12 protein-coding genes are annotated in these 19,174 nt (G+C 61.4%); 5 read left to right on the top strand and 7 right to left on the bottom strand.

The window, feature by feature from the left end; translation table 11 throughout:
* The first annotated feature begins 9 nt into the window (after positions 1 to 9).
* Positions 10 to 4,419, top strand: a complete 4,410-nt coding sequence (locus AC3WTM_RS21385; RefSeq protein ID WP_102672424.1) for a response regulator — start codon at positions 10 to 12, stop codon at positions 4,417 to 4,419.
* 4 nt (positions 4,420 to 4,423) lie between these two features.
* Here the strand turns inward: AC3WTM_RS21385 and AC3WTM_RS21380 are convergent, their stop codons facing one another.
* Together AC3WTM_RS21380 and AC3WTM_RS21375 are read right to left on the bottom strand one after the other, a co-directional pair.
* Positions 4,424 to 5,059, bottom strand: coding sequence for a response regulator transcription factor (locus tag AC3WTM_RS21380; protein WP_102672425.1), 636 nt, complete (start codon positions 5,057 to 5,059; stop codon positions 4,424 to 4,426).
* Positions 5,060 to 5,069: 10 nt separating this feature from the next.
* A complete protein-coding gene (locus tag AC3WTM_RS21375; RefSeq protein ID WP_102672426.1) occupies positions 5,070 to 7,343 on the bottom strand; it encodes a PAS domain-containing sensor histidine kinase in 2,274 nt (757 codons plus the stop codon).
* 230 nt (positions 7,344 to 7,573) lie between these two features.
* Between AC3WTM_RS21375 and AC3WTM_RS21370 the strand changes: the two genes are divergently transcribed.
* From AC3WTM_RS21370 to AC3WTM_RS21355, 4 genes are all read left to right on the top strand, one after another.
* A complete protein-coding gene (locus tag AC3WTM_RS21370; protein ID WP_102672427.1) occupies positions 7,574 to 9,196 on the top strand; it encodes an acyl-CoA synthetase in 1,623 nt (540 codons plus the stop codon).
* 118 nt (positions 9,197 to 9,314) lie between these two features.
* Positions 9,315 to 11,087, top strand: coding sequence for an acyl-CoA dehydrogenase C-terminal domain-containing protein (locus AC3WTM_RS21365; protein WP_102672428.1), 1,773 nt, complete (start codon positions 9,315 to 9,317; stop codon positions 11,085 to 11,087).
* Between the two features lie 86 nt (positions 11,088 to 11,173).
* Complete coding sequence (locus AC3WTM_RS21360) at positions 11,174 to 12,130, top strand: LysR family transcriptional regulator (protein WP_102672429.1); 957 nt, start codon at positions 11,174 to 11,176, stop codon at positions 12,128 to 12,130.
* A gap of 54 nt (positions 12,131 to 12,184) precedes the next feature.
* Complete coding sequence (locus AC3WTM_RS21355; RefSeq protein ID WP_102672430.1) at positions 12,185 to 13,213, top strand: AraC family transcriptional regulator; 1,029 nt, start codon at positions 12,185 to 12,187, stop codon at positions 13,211 to 13,213.
* Positions 13,214 to 13,280: 67 nt separating this feature from the next.
* On the opposite strand, the gene AC3WTM_RS21350 is transcribed toward AC3WTM_RS21355, so the two are convergent.
* From AC3WTM_RS21350 to AC3WTM_RS21330, 5 genes are all read right to left on the bottom strand, one after another.
* Positions 13,281 to 14,204, bottom strand: a complete 924-nt coding sequence (locus tag AC3WTM_RS21350; RefSeq protein WP_102672431.1) for a transporter — start codon at positions 14,202 to 14,204, stop codon at positions 13,281 to 13,283.
* 107 nt (positions 14,205 to 14,311) lie between these two features.
* Positions 14,312 to 15,496, bottom strand: a complete 1,185-nt coding sequence (gene acmB, locus AC3WTM_RS21345; RefSeq protein ID WP_102672432.1) for a methyl acetate hydrolase AcmB — start codon at positions 15,494 to 15,496, stop codon at positions 14,312 to 14,314.
* Between the two features lie 178 nt (positions 15,497 to 15,674).
* Positions 15,675 to 16,355 (bottom strand): TetR/AcrR family transcriptional regulator, encoded by a 681-nt coding sequence (locus AC3WTM_RS21340; protein WP_102672433.1) that lies wholly within the window; start codon positions 16,353 to 16,355, stop codon positions 15,675 to 15,677.
* The gene (locus AC3WTM_RS21335) at positions 16,352 to 17,980 is read right to left on the bottom strand and encodes a methyl-accepting chemotaxis protein (RefSeq protein WP_102672434.1); all 1,629 of its coding nucleotides are present in this window, start codon (positions 17,978 to 17,980) and stop codon (positions 16,352 to 16,354) included. Before AC3WTM_RS21335 ends, AC3WTM_RS21340 begins: the two co-directional genes overlap by 4 nt.
* A 66-nt stretch (positions 17,981 to 18,046) precedes the next feature.
* Positions 18,047 to 19,174: acyl-CoA dehydrogenase family protein (locus AC3WTM_RS21330; RefSeq protein WP_492587644.1), on the bottom strand; the 1,128-nt coding region annotated here is incomplete at its 5' end.

Here is a 19,174-nt window from a genome sequence, read left to right as displayed (position 1 = left end):
AGGATAGTCATGGCCGGATTGCGTACCCTGCTTGAGCGCCTCGCGCTGCTTCACAAACTGATCCTGGGTTTCTCAGCGCTGCTGCTACTGGTGCTGGTGCTCGGCGTGCAAAGCCTGCGCACCCAGCAATCGCTGAAGCAGGACATGCAGAACCTCTATCTGCAGGAACTGGTCGGCATGGAGCACTTGCAGGAAGCACGTGTGCAATTGCCCCATATGATGCAAGCACTGCAGCGTGCGGTGGGCACCGACAGCGCGCAGATTCGCGTCGAATCCCTGCAGCAACTGAATGATATCCGCGAAGGCCTGCAGCAGGCCTTGGCCCGCGCCAAAGTGACCCTCAGGCGCGCGGATAATCTGGCGCGTCTCTCCGAGCTCGAGCTGTTGCTGCAACAGTTGCAGCGCCATAGCGATCAGGCCTTTCTATCGATCGACCAGGGCCAGCAGAACAAGGCGTTGGTGCTGCTCAATAGCAGCGAATTCCAGCAACTTGCCCGCCAGGCCGACGACCTTTTGTACGCTATCGTCCAGATCAAGGAAGCCTCGATTCGCAACACGGCGAAGGACATTGCCGGGTTTGCCGAACACAGCACCAGGCTGACCTACGTACTGTTGTTCGGTGGTTTGTCGCTGGCGTTGCTGTTGTCCTGGGTCGTCAGCCAGTCGATCCGCAATCCACTCAACCGAGTGAGGGTGGCGGTAGACCAATTGGCCGCGGGGCAGCTCGATCAACCGATTCCCCACACCGACCTGAACAACGAAACCGGCGATCTGGCGCGGGCCATCGCCAAACTGCAGACCGAATCCCAACAACTTGAGCGTCAGCGCTGGATCAAGGCCCATACCGCCCAATTGCAGGTCGATCTGCAGCAGGCAGAAACCCCGGCCGAACTGGCGCAGGTGTTCCTGCAATGCATGGCCAGCCTTCACGGAATCTGCCAAGGGGTGCTGTACAGCGCGCAGGAGGATTCCGGCACGCTGGTGTTGATGGGTCGTTATGCCACCGATTCCGAACGGCCACCCGAGGCGCAAGTCATGTTCGGCGATGGCCTGTTGGGGCAGTGCGCGGTGGATCGCGTGCCGCGTCAGTTTCAGGCGATGCCGGAGCAATACTGGCGTTTGCGCTCGCCCCTTGGCGAGGTCCCGGCCCGTTGCCTGCTGCTGCAACCCATTGTTCGTGGCGAGCGGCTGCTGGGGGTGCTCGAACTGGCCGGGCTGGAGCCCTTGGGCGAGCGTGAACTGCTGCTGTTGCAGGAAGCCACCCCACGTTTGGCCGCTGCCATGGCGATTCTGGAGCGCAATCAGGCGGTCAAGACCCTGTTGGCGGAAACCCGTCGCCAGGCCAATGAAATGGCGGAACAGGCGCTGCAACTGGAGCAGCAGGCGCAGGCACTGGAAACCCAGCAATCGGCGTTGCGCGCCACCGAGGCCTGGTATCGCGGGATTATCGAAGCGGCGCCGGACGGCATGCTGGTGGTCGATGCCCAAGGACAGATTCTGCGCACCAATCGCCAACTGGATCAGCTGTTCGGCTATAGCGCCGGTGAGCTGCTCGGTGAGTCCATCGATCGTCTGGTGCCGTTGGCCAGCAGAGGGCGCCACGAGGCGCTGCGCAAGGGCTTCATGGCCCACGGCGCCACTCGCCAGATGGGGGCCAACCTGGACGACCTGCAAGGCGTGCGCAAAGACGGAAGTCTGTTCTCGGCAGAGATCAGCCTGTCGCATCTGCCGAGCCTGGAAGAAGGCGAAGTATGCGTGTGCGCTTCGGTGCGCGACGTGAGTGAACGGCGTCATCTGCAGGCGGCACTCAAGACCAGCGAGGCACAGTTGCGCGCAGTACTCGACAGCAGCCCGGTGGCCATCGTGATCAGGGACGTCGATGGCCGTCCGACCTACTGCAATCCGCAGTTCGACAGTCTGTTCGGGACTTGTCTGGCTGAGCTCGAAGGTGCGGATCCGGCGCAGTTCTGGGTCGACCCGCAGGCACACCAGCGCTTTCTCGAAGCGGCAGCGCAAGGTGCAGTGCTGAACTTCGAGACCACCCTGCAGCGCGCTGGAGGCGAGCGCTTCGACGTACTGGTTTCAGCCGTCACGATGACGCTGGGGGAGCGGGGCATGGAGGCCAACTGGTACTTTGACATCACCGACCGCAAGACCGCGGAGGCCGAGGTGCAGCGCGCACGGGAGGCTGCAGAAGAGGCGACCCGGGCCAAGAGCAACTTCCTGGCCACCATGAGCCACGAGATCCGCACACCGATGAACGCCATCATCGGCATGAGCTACCTGGCATTGCGAACCGAGCTCGACCACCGCCAGCGCAACTACATCGAAAAGGTCCATCGCTCGGCGGAGTACCTGTTGGTGATCATCAACGACATCCTCGACTTCTCCAGGATCGAGGCCGGCAAAATGCACCTGGAGCACATTCCCTTCCACCTCGAGGCCGTGCTCGACGGCTTTGCCAGCATGATCGGCCTCAAAGCCGAGGACAAAGGCCTGGAATTGCTGTTTAGCACCGATGCCGAACTGCCGACCGCCTTGATCGGCGATCCGTTGCGCCTTGGCCAAGTGCTGATCAACCTGGGCAACAATGCGACGAAGTTCACCGAGCAGGGCGAGATCGTCCTCGGCGTAGAGCAGCGGGGCGCGGCAGGAGAGCAGGCGCAGCTGCATTTCTGGGTGCGCGATACCGGTATCGGCATGGATGCCGAGCAATGCTCGCGCCTGTTTCAACCCTTCAGCCAGGCCGATAGCACCACCACCCGCAAATACGGTGGCACCGGGTTGGGCCTGGCCATCTCTCGGCATCTTGTGGAATTGATGGGCGGGCGCATTTGGGTAGAGAGCGAGCCGGGCGTTGGTTCCACTTTCCACTTCGAGGTGAGCCTGGGAGTGCAGCGCGACAGCCATTTACGGCGCATGGTGACCGCCGACGAATTGCTGGGCAGCCGTGTGTTGGTGGTCGATGACAACGCCAGCGCGCGGGAGATCCTGTCCAGCATGGCGCGCAGTTTTGGCGTGGAGGTGGATGTCGCGCAAAGTGGCCAGGCCGCACTGGCCATGCTGGTGGACGCCGAAGCGAAGGTACTGCCCTATGATCTGGTGCTGATGGATTGGCGCATGCCTGGCATGGACGGCGTGGAAACGGTGCGGCAGATGCAGGCCGCCAAACTGGCGCAAACGCCGTCGGTGATCATGGTTACGGCGTTCGGTCGCGAGGAAGCCCGCGAAGAGGCCAGTCGGCACGGGATTCATTTGCCGGTGGTACTGACCAAACCGGTGACGCCGTCCACTTTGCTTGAGGCACTGGGCACGGTGCTTGGCAAGATCCCCCAGGCCGATACCCGGGCCCGCGCGCGACTCGGCCAGAGTGCCAGCGCCATGGCCAGCCTGCGTGGCGCGCGACTGCTGTTGGTCGAAGACAATGAGCTGAACCGCGAGCTGGCCTGTGAACTGCTGGAGAGCGCCGGGATCAAGCTGAGCCTGGCCGTTCACGGCGCAGAAGCGCTCGACCAACTGGAGCGTGACGCAGACTTCGATGGTGTGTTGATGGACTGCCAGATGCCGGTGATGGACGGTTATACCGCGACCCGCAAGATACGTGAGCAGCCACGCTGGGCGAATCTGCCGGTGATCGCCATGACTGCCGACGCCATGGCGGGGGATCGCGAGCGGGCGCTGGCCTGCGGCATGAACGACCACATCTCCAAACCCTTGAACGTCGACGACATGTTCGCCACGTTGGCCAAGTGGATACATCCGCGAGCTGACCGTGGCGCGATGTCGGCCGACGTTTCACCGGTCGTCACGGAGTCAGCGGCGAGCCTGCCAGCCAGCTTTCCCGGCATTGATTTGAAAGCGGGCCTGGGCACCTGCATGGGCAAGGTCGAACTCTATCTGCGGCTGCTGCGCAAGTTTCGCTCCAGCCACCAGGTTTTTTGCGCCGAGTTCCTGGCTGCCCGAGGCCAGGGCGATCGTTCGACGATGGTCAGGCTGGCCCATACCCTGCGCGGAACGGCGGGCAACATTGGTGCCGTTGAAGTGGCGAATGCAGCCGCCGCACTGGAGCAGGCGTGTCTGAACGATGGGACGAGCGATGGGGCGGAGCAGGACCTGACTGACCGGCTGGTGGAGGTCGAGCGTTGCCTGACAACGGTGCTGGAAGGCTTATCGGTGCTCGGCGAGCCGACATCGTGCGCAGACTCATCAAGCGTGCCACCGGGCAGCGAATGGCAAGCGCAATTGGCCCACGTCCGGTCTCTGCTGGCCGAGAGCGATACCCAGGCGCTGACGGCCTTGCTCAAACTGCAGGGGCTGGTTTCAGACCCGCGAATGACCGAGCAATTGCTTCGGGTTGTGCGGCAAGCGGAGTGCTTCGATTTTGATCAGGCACTGGAGCTGCTTGAAAACCTGTCCTGAGGAATCACCGCAACTTCAGCGGATCGACCATCTGCGCCGCGATGGCCATGCCCACCAGGTCCGGCAGCGTGTTGGCCTGCATGCGCTTCATGACGCGCGCGCGATACAGGTCAACGGTTTTTGCACTTACGCCCAGTTGCTCCGCGATTTCACGGGTGGTGTAACCCTGCACCAGTGGCAACAGGATATCGCGCTCGCGCGGGGTCAAGGTCAGCAAGCGCGCCTGCAAGGCTTCGTGGCCCTGGTTGCCCGAACGGTTGGCGGCACAGTTGCTGAGCGCCTGTTGCACGCTGTCCAGCAACAGCTGTTCGTTGTAGGGCTTCTCGATAAAGTCATGGGCACCGGCCTTGAACGCGCGCACCACGATCGGCACATCGGCATGCCCGCTGACGAAGATGATGGGCAGGTTCAGTTGGCGCACACGCATTTCTTCCTGCACGTTCAACCCGCCCATACCGGGCATGCGAACGTCCAGCAGCACACAAGCATCGAGGCTTGCATCGCAGGCATCGAGGAACGCGACGCCACTGGTAAACGGCAAGGCCTTGAGCCCGACCGACTCCAGTAACCAGACCGTCGATTCGAGCATGCCCTGGTCATCATCGACCACGTACACAACGTGCTCCGTTACACCTGCCATTACCTGATTCCTATTGTTGTTGTTTTGATGGGCCGGCAAGCGGCAAGCGGCAACACATCAGCAGCCCGACAGGCTGGCGCCGGGCATTCAATTCGCCACCGAAACCTTCGATGATGCTGCGGCTCATGGACAGACCGAGCCCCAGGCCGTCGGCCTTGCTGGTGTAAAACGGGGTAAATATCTGTTCCAGTTCCGGCTCGCTTACGCCCGGCCCTTGGTCTCGCACACTGATTTCCACGCAGGCGCCACTGCCATGCTCCACGGCCATCACGATCACAGAGGGTTGCCCGGGATGTTGCTCTCGGTTGGCATCGATGGCATTGCGCAACAAATTGAGCAGCACCTGTTCCAGCAACACGCGGTCGGCATAAACGGGTGGCAGATTATCCGGCAGTCGATCCTCGATTGTCACTTGGCAATTACTCGCCTCCCAGGCACACAAACGCACGGCTTCGCGGGCGACGTTGGTCAAGTTCAGCGCCTGCATGCGACGCTGTCCCTTGCGCAAAAAGGAGCGTAACCGTCGGATCACTTCGGAGGCGTGGGTGGCGTGATGGGTAATGCGTTCCAGGCCCTGGGTCACTCTGGCAGCGGCCTGGGGATTGGAATCCAGCGTTTGCAGGTAGCGCTGGCTTGCATTCGCATAGTTGACCACGGCAGCCAGCGGCTGGTTGATTTCGTGGGCGATCCCCGAGGCCAGTTCACCGAGAGTGACCAGCCGTGCGGTGTGTGCCAGTTCGTCCTGATGACGGCGCTGTTGCACTTCCCGCAGTTCGCGCTCGGTCATGTCGCGCGCGACCAATGAGTAATAACGCTCACCGCCGGCGGAACGGTGCGCCAGCAGTACCAGCGACACCGGCACCGATGTGCCCCCACCCGGTGGTTGCAAACGCGCATCGGTGCTCCAGACACCGTCGCGCTCGGCGCGCCTCCAGCCATCGCGTTGCAGGCGCGCAAGGTCGTCGCTTGCGAACAACGCGGCCAGGGCCGGCATGGGTTGTTGCTCATCAATCCCGAGGATGCGTCGCGCGGCTGGATTGAGGTAAGTGACCTGGCCCTCGGGAGCGATGAACAACACCGGGTCAATGTTGGCCTCGACCACTTCGGCCAGGCGTCGCTTGTTCTCCTCGGCCTGCACCCGGGCCGTGATGTCCCGGGATATGCTGACGATTTCGACCACCGCCCCGGTGTAGGTTTCGCGGATCGCCCGGCTGGCGGTTTCGAACCACAGGTAATGGCCGTCGCGATGGCGAATGCGGTAGGTCATGGTGTGATAACCATCCTGCTCCAGCGCATCGCGCGCGCGCTGCACCAGAGCGGCCAGGTCCTGGCTGTGAAACAGGCCCTGGGCCATTTGCCCGCGCAACTCTTCGGGCCAGTAACCGAGCAGGGTCCAGGACGCCGGTGATGCATCGATAACGCGACCTTCGGGGGTGTGACGGGATATCAGGTCAGTCGTGTTTTCGATGATCAACCGGTACAGCCGTCGTGCGGTGGCCGCTTCACGCTCCGCCAGCACTTGCGCCGTGGCGTCACGGCAACGGGCGAGCACTCGGTTGTCCTGGGGGTCGGGAATGAACGTCCAGATCAGGATCTGCGTTTCAAACTGAGCCTCGACACCTTCGACGGCGCGTTGCTGATCCAGGCAGGCACGCACCAGCACCCGATGATTGACCGGTAAAAAGCCCAACACATCGGTCAGTGACTTCTCGGCGAGCAGCGCCATCAGTGCCGCGTTGAACTCCAGCGGTCGACCTTGCGCATCGAGCAACAGGCTCGGTTGCGGATCGTGACCCAACAGTGGCGAACCACGCAGCAGGCCGTTGACGCTGCTCAGCAGCGTCGTCAGCAAATCCTGCACCCAGCCCAGCCAATCGAGACTCACGCCCTCGCGCACTTCCATCAGCAACAAGCCCGGCTGCCCCGGCTGCAAGGCCAGATCAAATACCTGGCCATGGCTGATTGCGGCCCGGCGCAACCGGCCGGACAACCAGCAATCGAGTTGACGGACTTGAGCCAGGTCCAGGCGGCCTGCCTCGACCAGATGCTCGAAGAGCAACTGGTCGCTGGCCAGCGCCGGGTCGCCAAGTCCCGGCGGTAAGTGCTGGGCGGCGCCCTCATGGCTATAGATCCGCGCATTGGGCTGCCAGCTCAGGTAAACCGCCCGCTGCACCTCAGGGCAATCCTGCAGCGCCCGACACAACGCATCGGCCCGGGCGGCCAGAGACACACCCTCGCGCTGCAGGCGCAACCAACTGTGCAATCGAACGGGCGTCAGGGTCATTGCGGGTCCACTTTCTCAGGGAAACCAAGCATATACCAGCCTTGGAACGTTGGCGGCATTGATTCGGATTTGGAAGAAGTGAATATAGTATTAATACTATACGACGTAGGTTTTACTTCCATATCAATGACAGGGTGTTATATAAAGTCATCCGGACTTTGAAGGTGACTGCGGCGACTACGCTGCAAGGTCAACCATAGAGCTAACAATCAGCCATCGAGTACCCGCACATGTCTATCTATGACCAAGGCCTAGGCCCTTCGGCTGTCAACCACATTGCCTTGTCTCCGCTGAGTTTCATCGAGCGCACCGCCAGCACTTATCCCGATCACCTCGCCGTCATCCACGGTTCGATTCGCCGCACCTGGGCGCAGACCTACACCCGTTGCCGACGCCTGGCCTCGGCGCTGGCCGGTCGCGGTATCGGCAAGGACGACACGGTGGCGGTGATGCTGCCCAACATTCCCGAGATGCTTGAAGTGCATTTCGGTGTGCCGATGATCGGCGCCGTGCTCAACCCGCTCAATGTGCGCCTCGATGCCGAGGCGATCGCATTCATGCTGCAGCATGGCGAAGCCAAGGTGTTGATTACCGACCGCGAGTTCCATGATGTGATCCAGGCGGCGCTTGGCATGCTGGATCACCCGCTTTTGGTGATCGACGTCAATGACCCGGAATACGGTGAAGGTCAGGCCGCGAGCGACCTTGACTACGAAGCGCTGTTGGCCGAAGGCGACCCGGCATTCGACTGGCAATGGCCGGGCGACGAGTGGCAGGCCATTTCACTGAATTACACTTCTGGCACCACCGGCAACCCCAAGGGCGTGGTCTACCACCATCGCGGCGCTTACCTGAGCGCATTGGGCAACCAGATGACCTGGGCCATAGGCAACCATCCGGTGTACCTCTGGACCCTGCCGATGTTCCATTGCAATGGCTGGTGCTATCCATGGACCATCACCGCCCTGGCGGGTGTGCACGTTTTCCTGCGCCGGGTCGATCCACAGAAAATCCTCACGCTGATCCGCGAGCATCAGGTCACTCACCTGTGCGGTGCGCCGATCGTGCTCAATGCATTGGTGAACATGCCCGAATCAGCGAAAGCGGCCATCGATCACCCGGTCAATGCCTTGGTTGCGGGCGCTGCGCCACCGGCCAAAGTCATTGGTGCCGTCGAAGAGATGGGCATCAAGGTCACCCATGTGTTTGGCCTGACCGAAACCTATGGTCCAGTGACGGTCTGCGCCTGGCACGCCGAATGGGATGAGTTTTCCCTGGAGGAGAGGGCGCAGATCAAGTCGCGACAGGGCGTGCGCTACCCGACGCTGGAAGGCTTGATGGTCGGCGATAGCACAACGCTGGAGCCAACCCCGCGTGACGGCCAGACGATCGGTGAGATCTTCATACGCGGTAACACCGTCATGAAGGGCTACCTGAAGAACCCGAGCGCCACTGCCGAAGCGTTCGAAGGCGGCTGGTTCCACACCGGTGACCTGGCCGTCTGGCATCCTGACGGTTACGTCGAAATCAAGGACCGGCTCAAGGACATCATCATCTCGGGCGGCGAGAACATTTCCACCATCGAACTCGAAGGGGTGCTCTATCGCCACCCGGGTGTGATGGAAGCAGCCGTGGTCGCCCGTCCCGATGAGAAATGGGGCGAAACGCCCTGCGCCTTCGTCACCTTGAAGGCTGGCCACCAGGACGTTCGCGAGACTGACATCATCAGTTTCTGTCGTGAGCATCTGGCCGGATTCAAAGTACCGCGCACAGTGATCTTTACGCTCTTGCCAAAGACGTCCACAGGCAAGATCCAGAAGTATGTGTTGCGCGACCGGGCCAAGACGCTCTAACCCGATCTGACATTGCATCCATCTGGCAGCAGGTGTTTGACCTGCTGCTGCGGGTTCGTGCAGGCCGAATTCGGCTGTGCCCTGCCCATGACACAACCGTGCCAACGAGGTTTACGTTATGCCCGAATTCAAAGTCCCGCTGCGTGACATGCGCTTTGTGCTGCACGAAGTGTTCGATGCTCCGGCCATGTGGGCGCGCCTGCCGGCCTTGAGCGACAGCATCGACACCGATACGGCAGACGCCATTCTTGAGGAGGCGGCCAAAGTCACCTCGCACCTGATTGCGCCCCTCAATCGCAGTGGCGACGAAGAAGGCGCGCAGTGGCATGAAGGCCGGGTCACCACCCCCAGCGGTTTCAAACAGGCTTACGCAACCTACATCGAAGGCGGTTGGGTGGGACTGTCCGGCAACCCCGGGTTTGGTGGCATGGGCATGCCGAAAATGCTGGCCGTGCAGTTCGAAGAGATGCTCTACGGCGCCAACTCAAGTTTTGCGCTGTATTCCGCATTGAGTTCCGGTGCCTGCCTGGCGTTGGACGCCCACGCCAGCGATGCCCTGAAAAACCTCTATCTGCCGCCGATGTATGAAGGCCGCTGGGCCGGCTCCATGTGCCTTACCGAGGCCCATGCCGGTACCGACCTGGGGCTGATCCGCACCCGCGCCGAACCTCAGACTGACGGCAGCTACAGGATCACCGGCAGCAAGATTTTCATCACCGGGGGCGATCAGGACCTGACCGAAAACATCGTTCATCTGGTACTGGCCAAACTGCCGGACGCGCCTGCTGGCCCGAAAGGCATTTCGCTGTTTGTCGTACCTAAAGTCCTGGTCAATGCCGACGGTTCCCTCGGCGCGGCCAACGCCGTGAGTTGCGGTTCGATCGAACACAAGATGGGCATCAAGGCCTCGGCCACCTGCGTGATGAACTTCGACGGCGCCAGTGGCTGGCTGGTCGGTGAAGAGAACAAAGGCTTGGCGGCGATGTTCACCATGATGAATTACGAACGCCTGTCGATTGGCATTCAGGGCATCGGCTGCGCCGAGGCGTCTTACCAGAGCGCCGTCACCTATGCTCGCGAACGCGTTCAAGGTCGGGCGCCCACCGGTGCCTTGGCCCCGGACAAACCGGCCGACCCGATCATCGCTCACCCGGATGTGCGGCGCATGCTGCTGGGCATGAAAGCCATGACCGAAGGCGGTCGCGCATTCGCCTGCTATGTCGGGCAACAACTGGATCTGTCGAAGTTTTCCGACGATGCCAGCGAGCGCGATTGCGCGCAGATCCTGGTTGCGTTGCTGACGCCAGTGGCCAAGGCGTTTTTTACCGACACCGGCCTGGAAAGCTGCATCAACGGCCAGCAGGTTTTCGGCGGCCATGGCTACATTCGCGAATGGGGTCAGGAACAATTGGTCCGTGATGTGCGTATTGCACAGATCTACGAAGGCACCAATGGCATCCAGGCATTGGACCTGCTCGGACGCAAAGTGCTGGCCAACGATGGCGTCGCGCTACGCCTGTTCGCTCGGGAAGTCCGCCACTTCGCGCTGCACCACGAAAGCGCGTATGGCAGCGAACTGCTGAAGGCCCTGGAGCGCCTGGAGGGCCTCAGCAACTGGCTGCTGGAGCGGGCCAAAGCCAACGCCAACGAAGTCGGCGCAGCCTCCGTGGAGTACCTGCACCTGTTCGGCTATGTCGCCTACGCCTACATGTGGTCGCGCATGGCCGCCGTGGCCCGGTCCAGACTTGACCGGGACCCGCCGTTCTACGCTGCCAAACTGGCCACCGCCGAGTTCTACTTCGCCCGCCTGCTGCCACGGACGCTGAGCCTGGAAGCCAGCATCCGCGCCGGCAGTGCGCCCCTGTACGGCCTTGCTGACGAACAGTTCTGACGATTGAGCGTTGCGCGGCGCCTTGCCACTCCCCAGGCCCGCGCTTTTTATTCACTGGCCCTCTCAAAGTACGGCAGGAAAGCCTGATGAATATGCAAACAAGTACAACGCAAGGTCACTTGAACTGGGACGACATGCGCTTCTTTCTCGAGGTCGCTCGTGCCCGCACCGCCAGCGGTGCAGCCCGCCGTCTGGGGGTGGACTACACCACGGTAGCGCGACGCATCCGCGCCCTGGAGCAGAGCCTGGGCGCCATGTTGTTCGAGAAATCGCGAACCGCAGGCTTCGTGCTGACCGTGGAGGGGCAGCGCCTGGTCTGCCACGCCGAAACCCTGGAAAGCACACTGCTGGTGGCCTGCGAGCAGGTTTTCGGTACCACCGGAGGGCTTGCCGGGCACCTGCGCATCGGCTGTACCGAAGCCTTCGGGTCCTGTTTCATCGCCGCACAGATGAGCCACTTCCTCGAGCACTACCCGAATATCTCGGCGGATATTTTGCCGGTCCCGCACTTCGTCAACCTGTCACGGCGTGAGGCGGACATCGCCATCACCCTGGAACGGCCCGAGCGCGGTCCGTACGTGTGCTCGCGGCTGTGCGATTACCGCTTGCGTGTGTATGCGACGCCGGAGTACCTGGCCAGTCATCCGCCGATTGGCTGTCGCGAGGACCTGGCCGGTCACCCGTTCGTGACCTACGTCGATGATCTGGCCTTCAGCTTCAAGCTGCTCTACCTGAACGACCTGATGCTCGGCGCGCGCAGCCGCCTGCGCAGCACCAGCGTGGTCGCGCAGTACCATGCGGCTCTGGAAGGGCGCGCGCTGGCGATCCTGCCTTGCTTCCTCGCCGGGCCCGACCCGCGCCTGTGCGAGGTTTTGCCGGATCAGGTGGAGGTCACGCGGCAGTTCTGGATGTACTACTGTGAGGACCTGCGCAACCTCAAGAGGATTACCCTGGTGGCGGACTACCTGCGCACCTGCGCGAAGCTCAATCGCCCGCTGCTGATGGGCGAATCACACCAGATGGCCTACCTGCCGTTGCTCTGAGTTGCAGGACTGGACATCAATTGGACCCTAGAAAAATAAAAATCAGGTGTCTCTATGCTTCTCGAACATGCCTTGTTAACCGATGCCAGCGGCAAGCCGATTCACCAGCATCACAAAAGTTTTTCAACCGAGTGGGATGAAATCAGCGACTGGTCGGATCGCATGTATATGCCCTACCGTGTGGCACCCAAAGGGCAAGCCATCAAGCCGCACGCCACCATGCATTCGTCCAGGATTGGCGAGTTGACGCTGACTCGTTTTGCCTATGGCGTGCCGGTGAGCGTCGATGAATTTTCGCCCGAAGCGGGGAATGCGCTGCTGCTCACCACTATTCGCGGCAATGCCCGGCACTGGACCCGGCGCTCCGTCACCGAGGACACGGCAATAGGTGAATCATTCGTTGCCGATTGCAGTCGTGTCGATTACCGGATCGACCTCGACCCTGATCACCTGCAACTGAATCTGACCATTCCTCATGCCGTATTGGAGCGGATGGCGCTGCAGTGGTTTGGGTTCGTGCCCGATGATCAGTTCTGGAGACACAAGTGCGTCATCGGCGGTGTCGGATCGAGCTGGCTGAGTTTGCTGGAGTACACGGTACGTTGTATTGCCGAAGCTCCCGCACACATGGCTGAAGGACGTATGGGTACTCACCTGGCGCAAAGTCTTTGCGTTCATATGCTGCAAGAATGGGCTGGCCGCGCCGGGCGGGCAGGGCTTGATTTGAATAGTCCACTGAACCGGATTGCACCCCGTTATGTCAGGGCTGCCGAAGAGTTCATGAGTGCCAATGCTGCGAGCCTGCCGACGATGGGTGAGATTGCCAGTGCGGTAGGGACCAGTGTGCGGACATTGAGTGGCGCTTTCGCGCGTTTTCGCGGCATGACCCCCGGTGCGTTCCTGCGTGAGCAGCGATTGCAGGGGGTGCACCGCGATTTGCTGGCGGCGGACCCGCAATCGGGAACCACCGTTTCGGCCATCGCCTTTCGTTGGGGTTATCTGAACCTGGGCGAATTTTCGGGAATCTATCGCAAGCGTTTCAGTGAATTACCCTCCCAGACCTTGCAGCGCCGGCTGCGCTAGCGATTCGAGGCGGTACGAGGGCATCGAGAGCGGTGTCCAGCCCGCTCTCGGTGCCATTCACTGTGGGTCAGAACACCCACAACAGCCTTAGGTTAACCCGCTGGTTTTCCTTGAAACCGTTGTCGACCGAGACGTCCTGGCCATAGTTGAGCAAGGCCTGGAAGGAGGGGGTTATCCAGTATGACGAGCCGATACGGTATTTACGGGTATCGGGTTCATCGTTCTGATCCTGACCGTCAATGCGCGTCTCACCACCCCAGAGTCGAGACGCACCGACATGCACCGAAAGCTTTGGTGTCACGGCGTACCTCAGGTAGGTCTGGGCTTGCCACTGCGGCTTCTGGCGCAACGTCAGGTCTTGACTCGTGAGGTCGTCATTTTTGCCAAAGAAGGTCACATCCGCGGTGAGGTCCAGGGAAAGTTTTTCAGTGAGACCGGTCACATAGCCTGTCTGCAATGTCATCTTCCAACGGTTTTCACCAAGGTTGAGTGCATCGTTGCGGTCATAGTTACCGGTCGGCACGTACAGGTAGGGTGCAATACCCCAGTAACGATTTTTCGCCGGATCATTCACGAGCCATAGGGTGGACGCCAGAATCAGATCGCCCACGCCACTGGTTTGTCCCAGCGAGTCGTTATCGCGTGTTCCTTCCAGGCGGCCGAAGGGCAACAGGAACTGTGTATTGATCGTGTAGTCGCCCAACTGTTGGTAATGCGCGGCGCGCAGTATGCCGATATCCGAGTCGAGCCCCGCTTTGATCGCAACCTTGTGACCATCGCTGTAAAGCGACCGCCGCTGCGCATGCTGCAGGTAAAGCAAACCGATATTGCTGCCGGCTGGAAGCGCAGCGGTGTATTCGCCGGCGTCCACATCGATGGCCTGGGCGTTGCCCGCCAGAATCGCCAGCACGAGGCCGGCACCGATCGTTGAAGTGTCAAGTGCGCGCACCAGGGGCCGAACGCGCGCAGGGGGACGTGTGGAGATCTCCATGAATCACCTGTTTTGTTTTTGTTGGTTTTTGGAGAGGAATTTTTTCGTGCAGCATCGCCTGGAGCCCCAGGGGGCTCTCATGCGATCTGCATCGAATCAGTGCCGGGTCAGCGGGTCAGATAGCGGTAGGCCGCCGTTTCGAAATCCAGATAGGCACTGACCGAAACGGGATCGGCGAACGGCAATATCTGGGTGGCCCAAAAACCGCCGATGCCGTTCTTGCGGTCGATCCAATAGAAAAGATTGGCCAATCCGGCCCACGCCAAAGAACCCGCAGGGCGACCGGTGGGGGCATCTTGATCGTTGATCATGAAACTCATCGCCCACGACTTGGGCATGCCCGGGAAGAACTCTGCGGTATTGGTGAGACTGGGGATAACGCCGGGTAGGGCTTTTACTTTCAGGTTTTCGAGACCATTTTTTTCAGCGAAACGAATCGTTTCCGGTTTGAGAATCCGTCCGTGATCCCCCTGTCCATCGTTAAGCCAGGCACGGATAAACTGACAGTAATCCTTCACGGTCGAATACAGGCCATGGCCTCCCATGTGCACTTCGGGAGCCTGTGGCAGGATGAAATCCTCGAGTGCGCAAAGCGATCGATCTTCTGCGCGTTGGTGCATGCTGGCTCGCCGCTGGAGCATCGACGGGGTCATGGTAAAGGCGGTATCGGTCATGCCCAGCGGCTCGAAAATACGCTGCTGCATGACTTCACCCAGACGTTTGCCGGTGATGGCCTCGACCACCAGGCCGGCCCAATCCATGTTCGAGCCGTATTCCCACTGTTCACCCGGCTCAAACAGCAAGGGTGTTTGAAGTGCCGCCAACGACCCGCTGGTGATGCTGGGTTGTCCTTGTTCCTGGGCTAGTCGATTGTAGTTTTCGTTGAAGAACTCATAACCCAGACCTGCCGTATGAAGCAGAAGCATTCGAGTGGTGATGTGTTTTCTGGGGGCGCGAAGGCGAGGCGTTCCGTCGCGATCAAACCCCTCGAGCACCTTCAGTTCACCGATCATCGGCACATAGTTCCTGGCAGGCGCATCGAGATCCAGTCGGCCCTCTTCGAACAACTGCAGCACCACCGTGGCGGTTATCGCTTTGGTCGTGGAAAACATGGCGAAAACGCTATCGGTCGTCATGCCAGGGGCTTGACCGAGCGTCCGTTGACCTGATGCACCCTCATAGACCAGACCGTCACGCCCGACTATTGCCGCGACTACGCCCGGGACGCGCTGCGATCCAGCCGTGGCAGCATCGAGCAAGTGGTTGAGTGATGATGTAAAACCTGGATTCATTATTTTTATTCTCCTTACACCCCACCCATAGCCCGCTGGGCTGGAGCTTATGGTGGGGTGTGCAGTGGCAGGACTGATTGACCCGACGTGAAGCGATGAACATCGGGGTCAGTGGAGAGTAAGAAAATAAAGTCCGAGGGTTTGTCGGTTGCCGGCAGAGGGTGTCGAAATCAGGTACTTATTTAAGTGCCTGGGAGGAGGGCGATGCGTGAACGACTGCCACCTCAGTTGCCCGCAATGCACCCTGCAGGGTACTCATCACCATCTCATGCAGCAGCTTGCGGCGTGCTCCATTGCCGGCCTTGGGCTGCCCAACCCAGGCCGGTAGTTGATTGAGCAAGGACACGATGCCGCTTACGGTCGCGCGCCGGGTGACGCTAGCCGGTTTACCCGTGAGTTGGTCTATGGTCTCCACCAGATGCTGCTCGTAGCGTCGGCGCAGGGTCAGAATCGAGGCTTGCTGTTCGCCGCTCAAACAATGGAGGTCGTACTCAGCCAGGCGGAAATGCGCGGCCATACGCTCGTGGAGCCGCAGGTGCGCCTCAAGCAGGCCGTGCAGTCGTACAGTGGGGGCGGATTTGCGACGAGTCACCAGGCTGGCGCCGTCAAGCAACGCTTCGTAGAGCTCCTCGATCAGTTCAAACAGCAGTTCCTCTTTGCTATCGATGTGGTTGTAGAGGGAGCCGGCGGTGATCCCCAGGCAAGTGGCCAGGTCGCGCATGCTGACTCGGCTGAAACCATGCCTGGCGAACAGCTCGACAGCCTTGTGCCGGGTTTCCAGGTAACGCGTGTTGCGTTCTTCGTCGACAGGCACGGTAAAAAGGGTTTTGGAGGGCTGCATGTGACTCATCGACCTCATACGCGAAACTGTCCCAATAGCCGATTGAGCTGACCCGCGAGTTGGCCCAGTTCCTGGCTCGCCTCGTTGGACCGGTCTGCTGCCTGGGCACTTTCGTGGGCCAGAGAGGCTGCGCGGGTCACGTTCTGGTTGATGTCTTCGACCACGTGTGACTGCTCCAGGGTGGCGCTGGCGATCGAGGCGTTCAGTTCAGTGACATTGCGCAGTGCGCCGAGTACGTGGTGCAGGCTTTCAGCCGTTTGGTGGGCCTGTTCCACGGTTTGTCGAGCGGCTTGACTGCTGGCATTGATGACATCTACTGCAGCTTGCGAGTTGCCGTGCAGGCGCTCGATCATGTCCTGGATTTGCGCGGTGGACTGCTGGGTGCGCTGGGCCAGCAGGCGCACTTCGTCTGCTACCACAGCGAAGCCGCGACCCTGTTCGCCAGCGCGCGCCGCCTCGATCGCGGCGTTCAGCGCGAGCAGATTGGTCTGCTCGGCGATGGCACGGATCACTTCCAGCACGCTGCCGATCTGGGTGCTTTCCCGGGCCAGGCTCTGGATCACTTCGACGGCCTGGCCGATGGTATCGGACAACTGGTCGATCTGGAGCAGGCTGATGTCGATGTTGTGCTGGCCCCGACGTGCCTGTTCTTCGGCCTGGCGAACTTCGTTGGCAGCGTGCTCGGCGTTCTTCGCCACTTCCTGCACGGCGTAGGAGACCTCGTGGATGGCGGCGGCCACCAGTTCCATCTGCTGCGATTGCTGCTGGCTGTGGTTGTGGCTATCGGCGGCGATTTCGCCGAGCGACTTCGAAGCCTGGTCCAGGCTGTCAGCGGACTGTATGGATTGACCGATCACGCCACGCAGCTTGTTGGTGAACACGTTGAAATGGCCGCTCAAGTCTGTCAGTTCATCGCGCCAGCGGTTATCCAGATTGCGGGTCAGGTCGGCTTCGCCGCTGGCGATGTTCTCCATCGCATCGACCACCCGCGCCAGTGGCGAGGCGATACTGCGGGCAATCAGCAGGATCAGCGCACTGAGCAGCAGGGTGATCGTCAGCAATATGACGCAGGCCTGAATCAGCTGGCGGCGGAACTCGACTTGCACGTCGTCTATGTAGATCCCCGTGCCGACAATCCAGCCCCAGGGCTTGAACAATTCGACGTAGGAAACCTTTTCCACCGGCGCGTCGGAACCCGGTTTTGGCCAGCGGTAGTGCACCAGGCCGGCGCCATCGCGTTTGGCCGTGGCGACCATTTCGTCGAACAGCGCCTTGCCGTCCGGATCGAGTGTACCGGCCATGCGCTTGCCCTCGAGCCCGGCATTGGGGTGCATGACCATTCGCGTGTCGAGGTCTTCGAGCCAGAAGTAATCCTCGCGGTCGTAGCGCAAGTCGCGCATGACCGCGATGGCCTGCTGCTGCGCCTGCTCACGACTGAGGCCCTGGCCTTCCAGGCTTTGGAAGTGACGCAGGATGCCGCTGGCGGTCTCGACCACGTGGCGGGTTTTCAGCGCCTTGGCGGTATAAAGGTCGTTATAGCTCTGCTTGAGCATCAGGCCGGCGAGTATCAGCAGCATCAGGATGGATGTCAGCAAAATCAGCCACAGACGGCGGCTAATGGAAATATTGCGCAAGCCGGGCATGGGCAGCTCCACAAGGGGCAAGACAGGGAAAAGCCGGACGCGGCAGTCGCGTCCGGCTGGAGGAGGTCAGAGCGCGTAGTGGCTCAGTTCGCGGGCGATCAGCAGGCGCTGGACTTCGCTGGTGCCTTCGTAGATCTGGGTGATGCGCGCGTCGCGGTAGTAGCGCTCTACCGGGTAGTCTTCCAGGTAACCGTAGCCGCCATGGATCTGCATGGCGCTGGAGCACACGCGCTCGGCCATTTCCGAGGCGAACAGCTTGGCCTGGGAGGCTTCGGACAGGCACGGTTGCCCGGCGCTTTTCAGGCGCGCCGCATGCAGGATCAGCAGGCGGGTGGCGTTGAGTCGGGTGTGCATGTCGGCGAGCAGGTTGGACACGCTCTGGTGCTCGATGATCGGCTTGCCGAACTGGATGCGTTCGCGGGCATAGCCCAGGGCAGCCTCGAAGGCGGCGCGGGCGATACCCAAGGCCTGGGCGGCGATGCCGATGCGGCCGCCTTCCAGGTTGGACAGGGCAATGGCCAGCCCCTTGCCGCGTTCACCCAGCAGGTTGGCCTCGGGGATTGTGCAGTTGTTCAGAGTCACCGCGCAGGTATCGGAGGCCTTGATGCCCATCTTGTGTTCGCTGCGGTCGACCACGAAGCCGGGGTTGTCGGTCGGTACCAGGAAGGCCGACAGCCCCTTCTTGCCCAGTTGCGCATCGGTCACGGCGAAGACGATGGCCAGCCTGGCGCGCTTGCCGTTGCTGACGAACTGCTTGGCGCCATTGAGTACCCATTGACCGTCGCGCAGTTCGGCACGAGTGCGCAGGTTGTGTGCCTCGGAGCCAGCCTGTGGCTCGGTCAGGCAGAAGCAGCCGATCGCTTGACCGCTGACCAGCAGCGGCAGCCAACTGTCCTGCTGCGCGGGGGTGCCGTATTTCAGCAGGGGGCCGCAGCCTACCGAGTTGTGGATGCTCATCAGCGCGCCGAGGGCACCGTCGCCGGCCGAGATTTCTTCCACGGCCAGGGCGTAGGCCACATAGTCGGTGTAGCTGCCGCCCCAGGTGTCCGGCACGACCATGCCCAGCAGGCCCAACTCGCCCATCTGCGCCACCACGGCGTCATCGATCCAGCCGGCCTTCTCCCAGGCCTGGGCATGCGGCGGGGGGGGGGGGGGGGGGGGGGGGGGGGGGGGGGGGGGGGGGGGGGGGGGGGG

It is taken from the genome of Pseudomonas sp. EU05-FHT14B02, assembly GCF_058791055.1.
Note: the sequence above shows the minus strand (reverse complement) of the source record. Positions and strands in the feature narration are given on the sequence as shown.

Excerpts from the sequence above, each read along its gene's own strand:
- AC3WTM_RS21355 (WP_102672430.1), top strand. The coding sequence starts at position 12,185 with ATGCTTCTCGAACATGCCTTGTTAACCGATGCCAGCGGCAAGCCGATT.
- AC3WTM_RS21365 (WP_102672428.1), top strand. The coding sequence starts at position 9,315 with ATGCCCGAATTCAAAGTCCCGCTGCGTGACATGCGCTTTGTGCTGCAC.
- AC3WTM_RS21340 (WP_102672433.1), bottom strand. The coding sequence starts at position 16,355 with ATGAGGTCGATGAGTCACATGCAGCCCTCCAAAACCCTTTTTACCGTG.
- AC3WTM_RS21375 (WP_102672426.1), bottom strand. The coding sequence starts at position 7,343 with ATGACCCTGACGCCCGTTCGATTGCACAGTTGGTTGCGCCTGCAGCGC.
- acmB (WP_102672432.1), bottom strand. The coding sequence starts at position 15,496 with ATGAATCCAGGTTTTACATCATCACTCAACCACTTGCTCGATGCTGCC.
- AC3WTM_RS21350 (WP_102672431.1), bottom strand. The coding sequence starts at position 14,204 with ATGGAGATCTCCACACGTCCCCCTGCGCGCGTTCGGCCCCTGGTGCGC.
- AC3WTM_RS21335 (WP_102672434.1), bottom strand. The coding sequence starts at position 17,980 with ATGCCCGGCTTGCGCAATATTTCCATTAGCCGCCGTCTGTGGCTGATT.
- AC3WTM_RS21380 (WP_102672425.1), bottom strand. The coding sequence starts at position 5,059 with ATGGCAGGTGTAACGGAGCACGTTGTGTACGTGGTCGATGATGACCAG.
- AC3WTM_RS21360 (WP_102672429.1), top strand. The coding sequence starts at position 11,174 with ATGAATATGCAAACAAGTACAACGCAAGGTCACTTGAACTGGGACGAC.
- AC3WTM_RS21370 (WP_102672427.1), top strand. The coding sequence starts at position 7,574 with ATGTCTATCTATGACCAAGGCCTAGGCCCTTCGGCTGTCAACCACATT.
- AC3WTM_RS21385 (WP_102672424.1), top strand. The coding sequence starts at position 10 with ATGGCCGGATTGCGTACCCTGCTTGAGCGCCTCGCGCTGCTTCACAAA.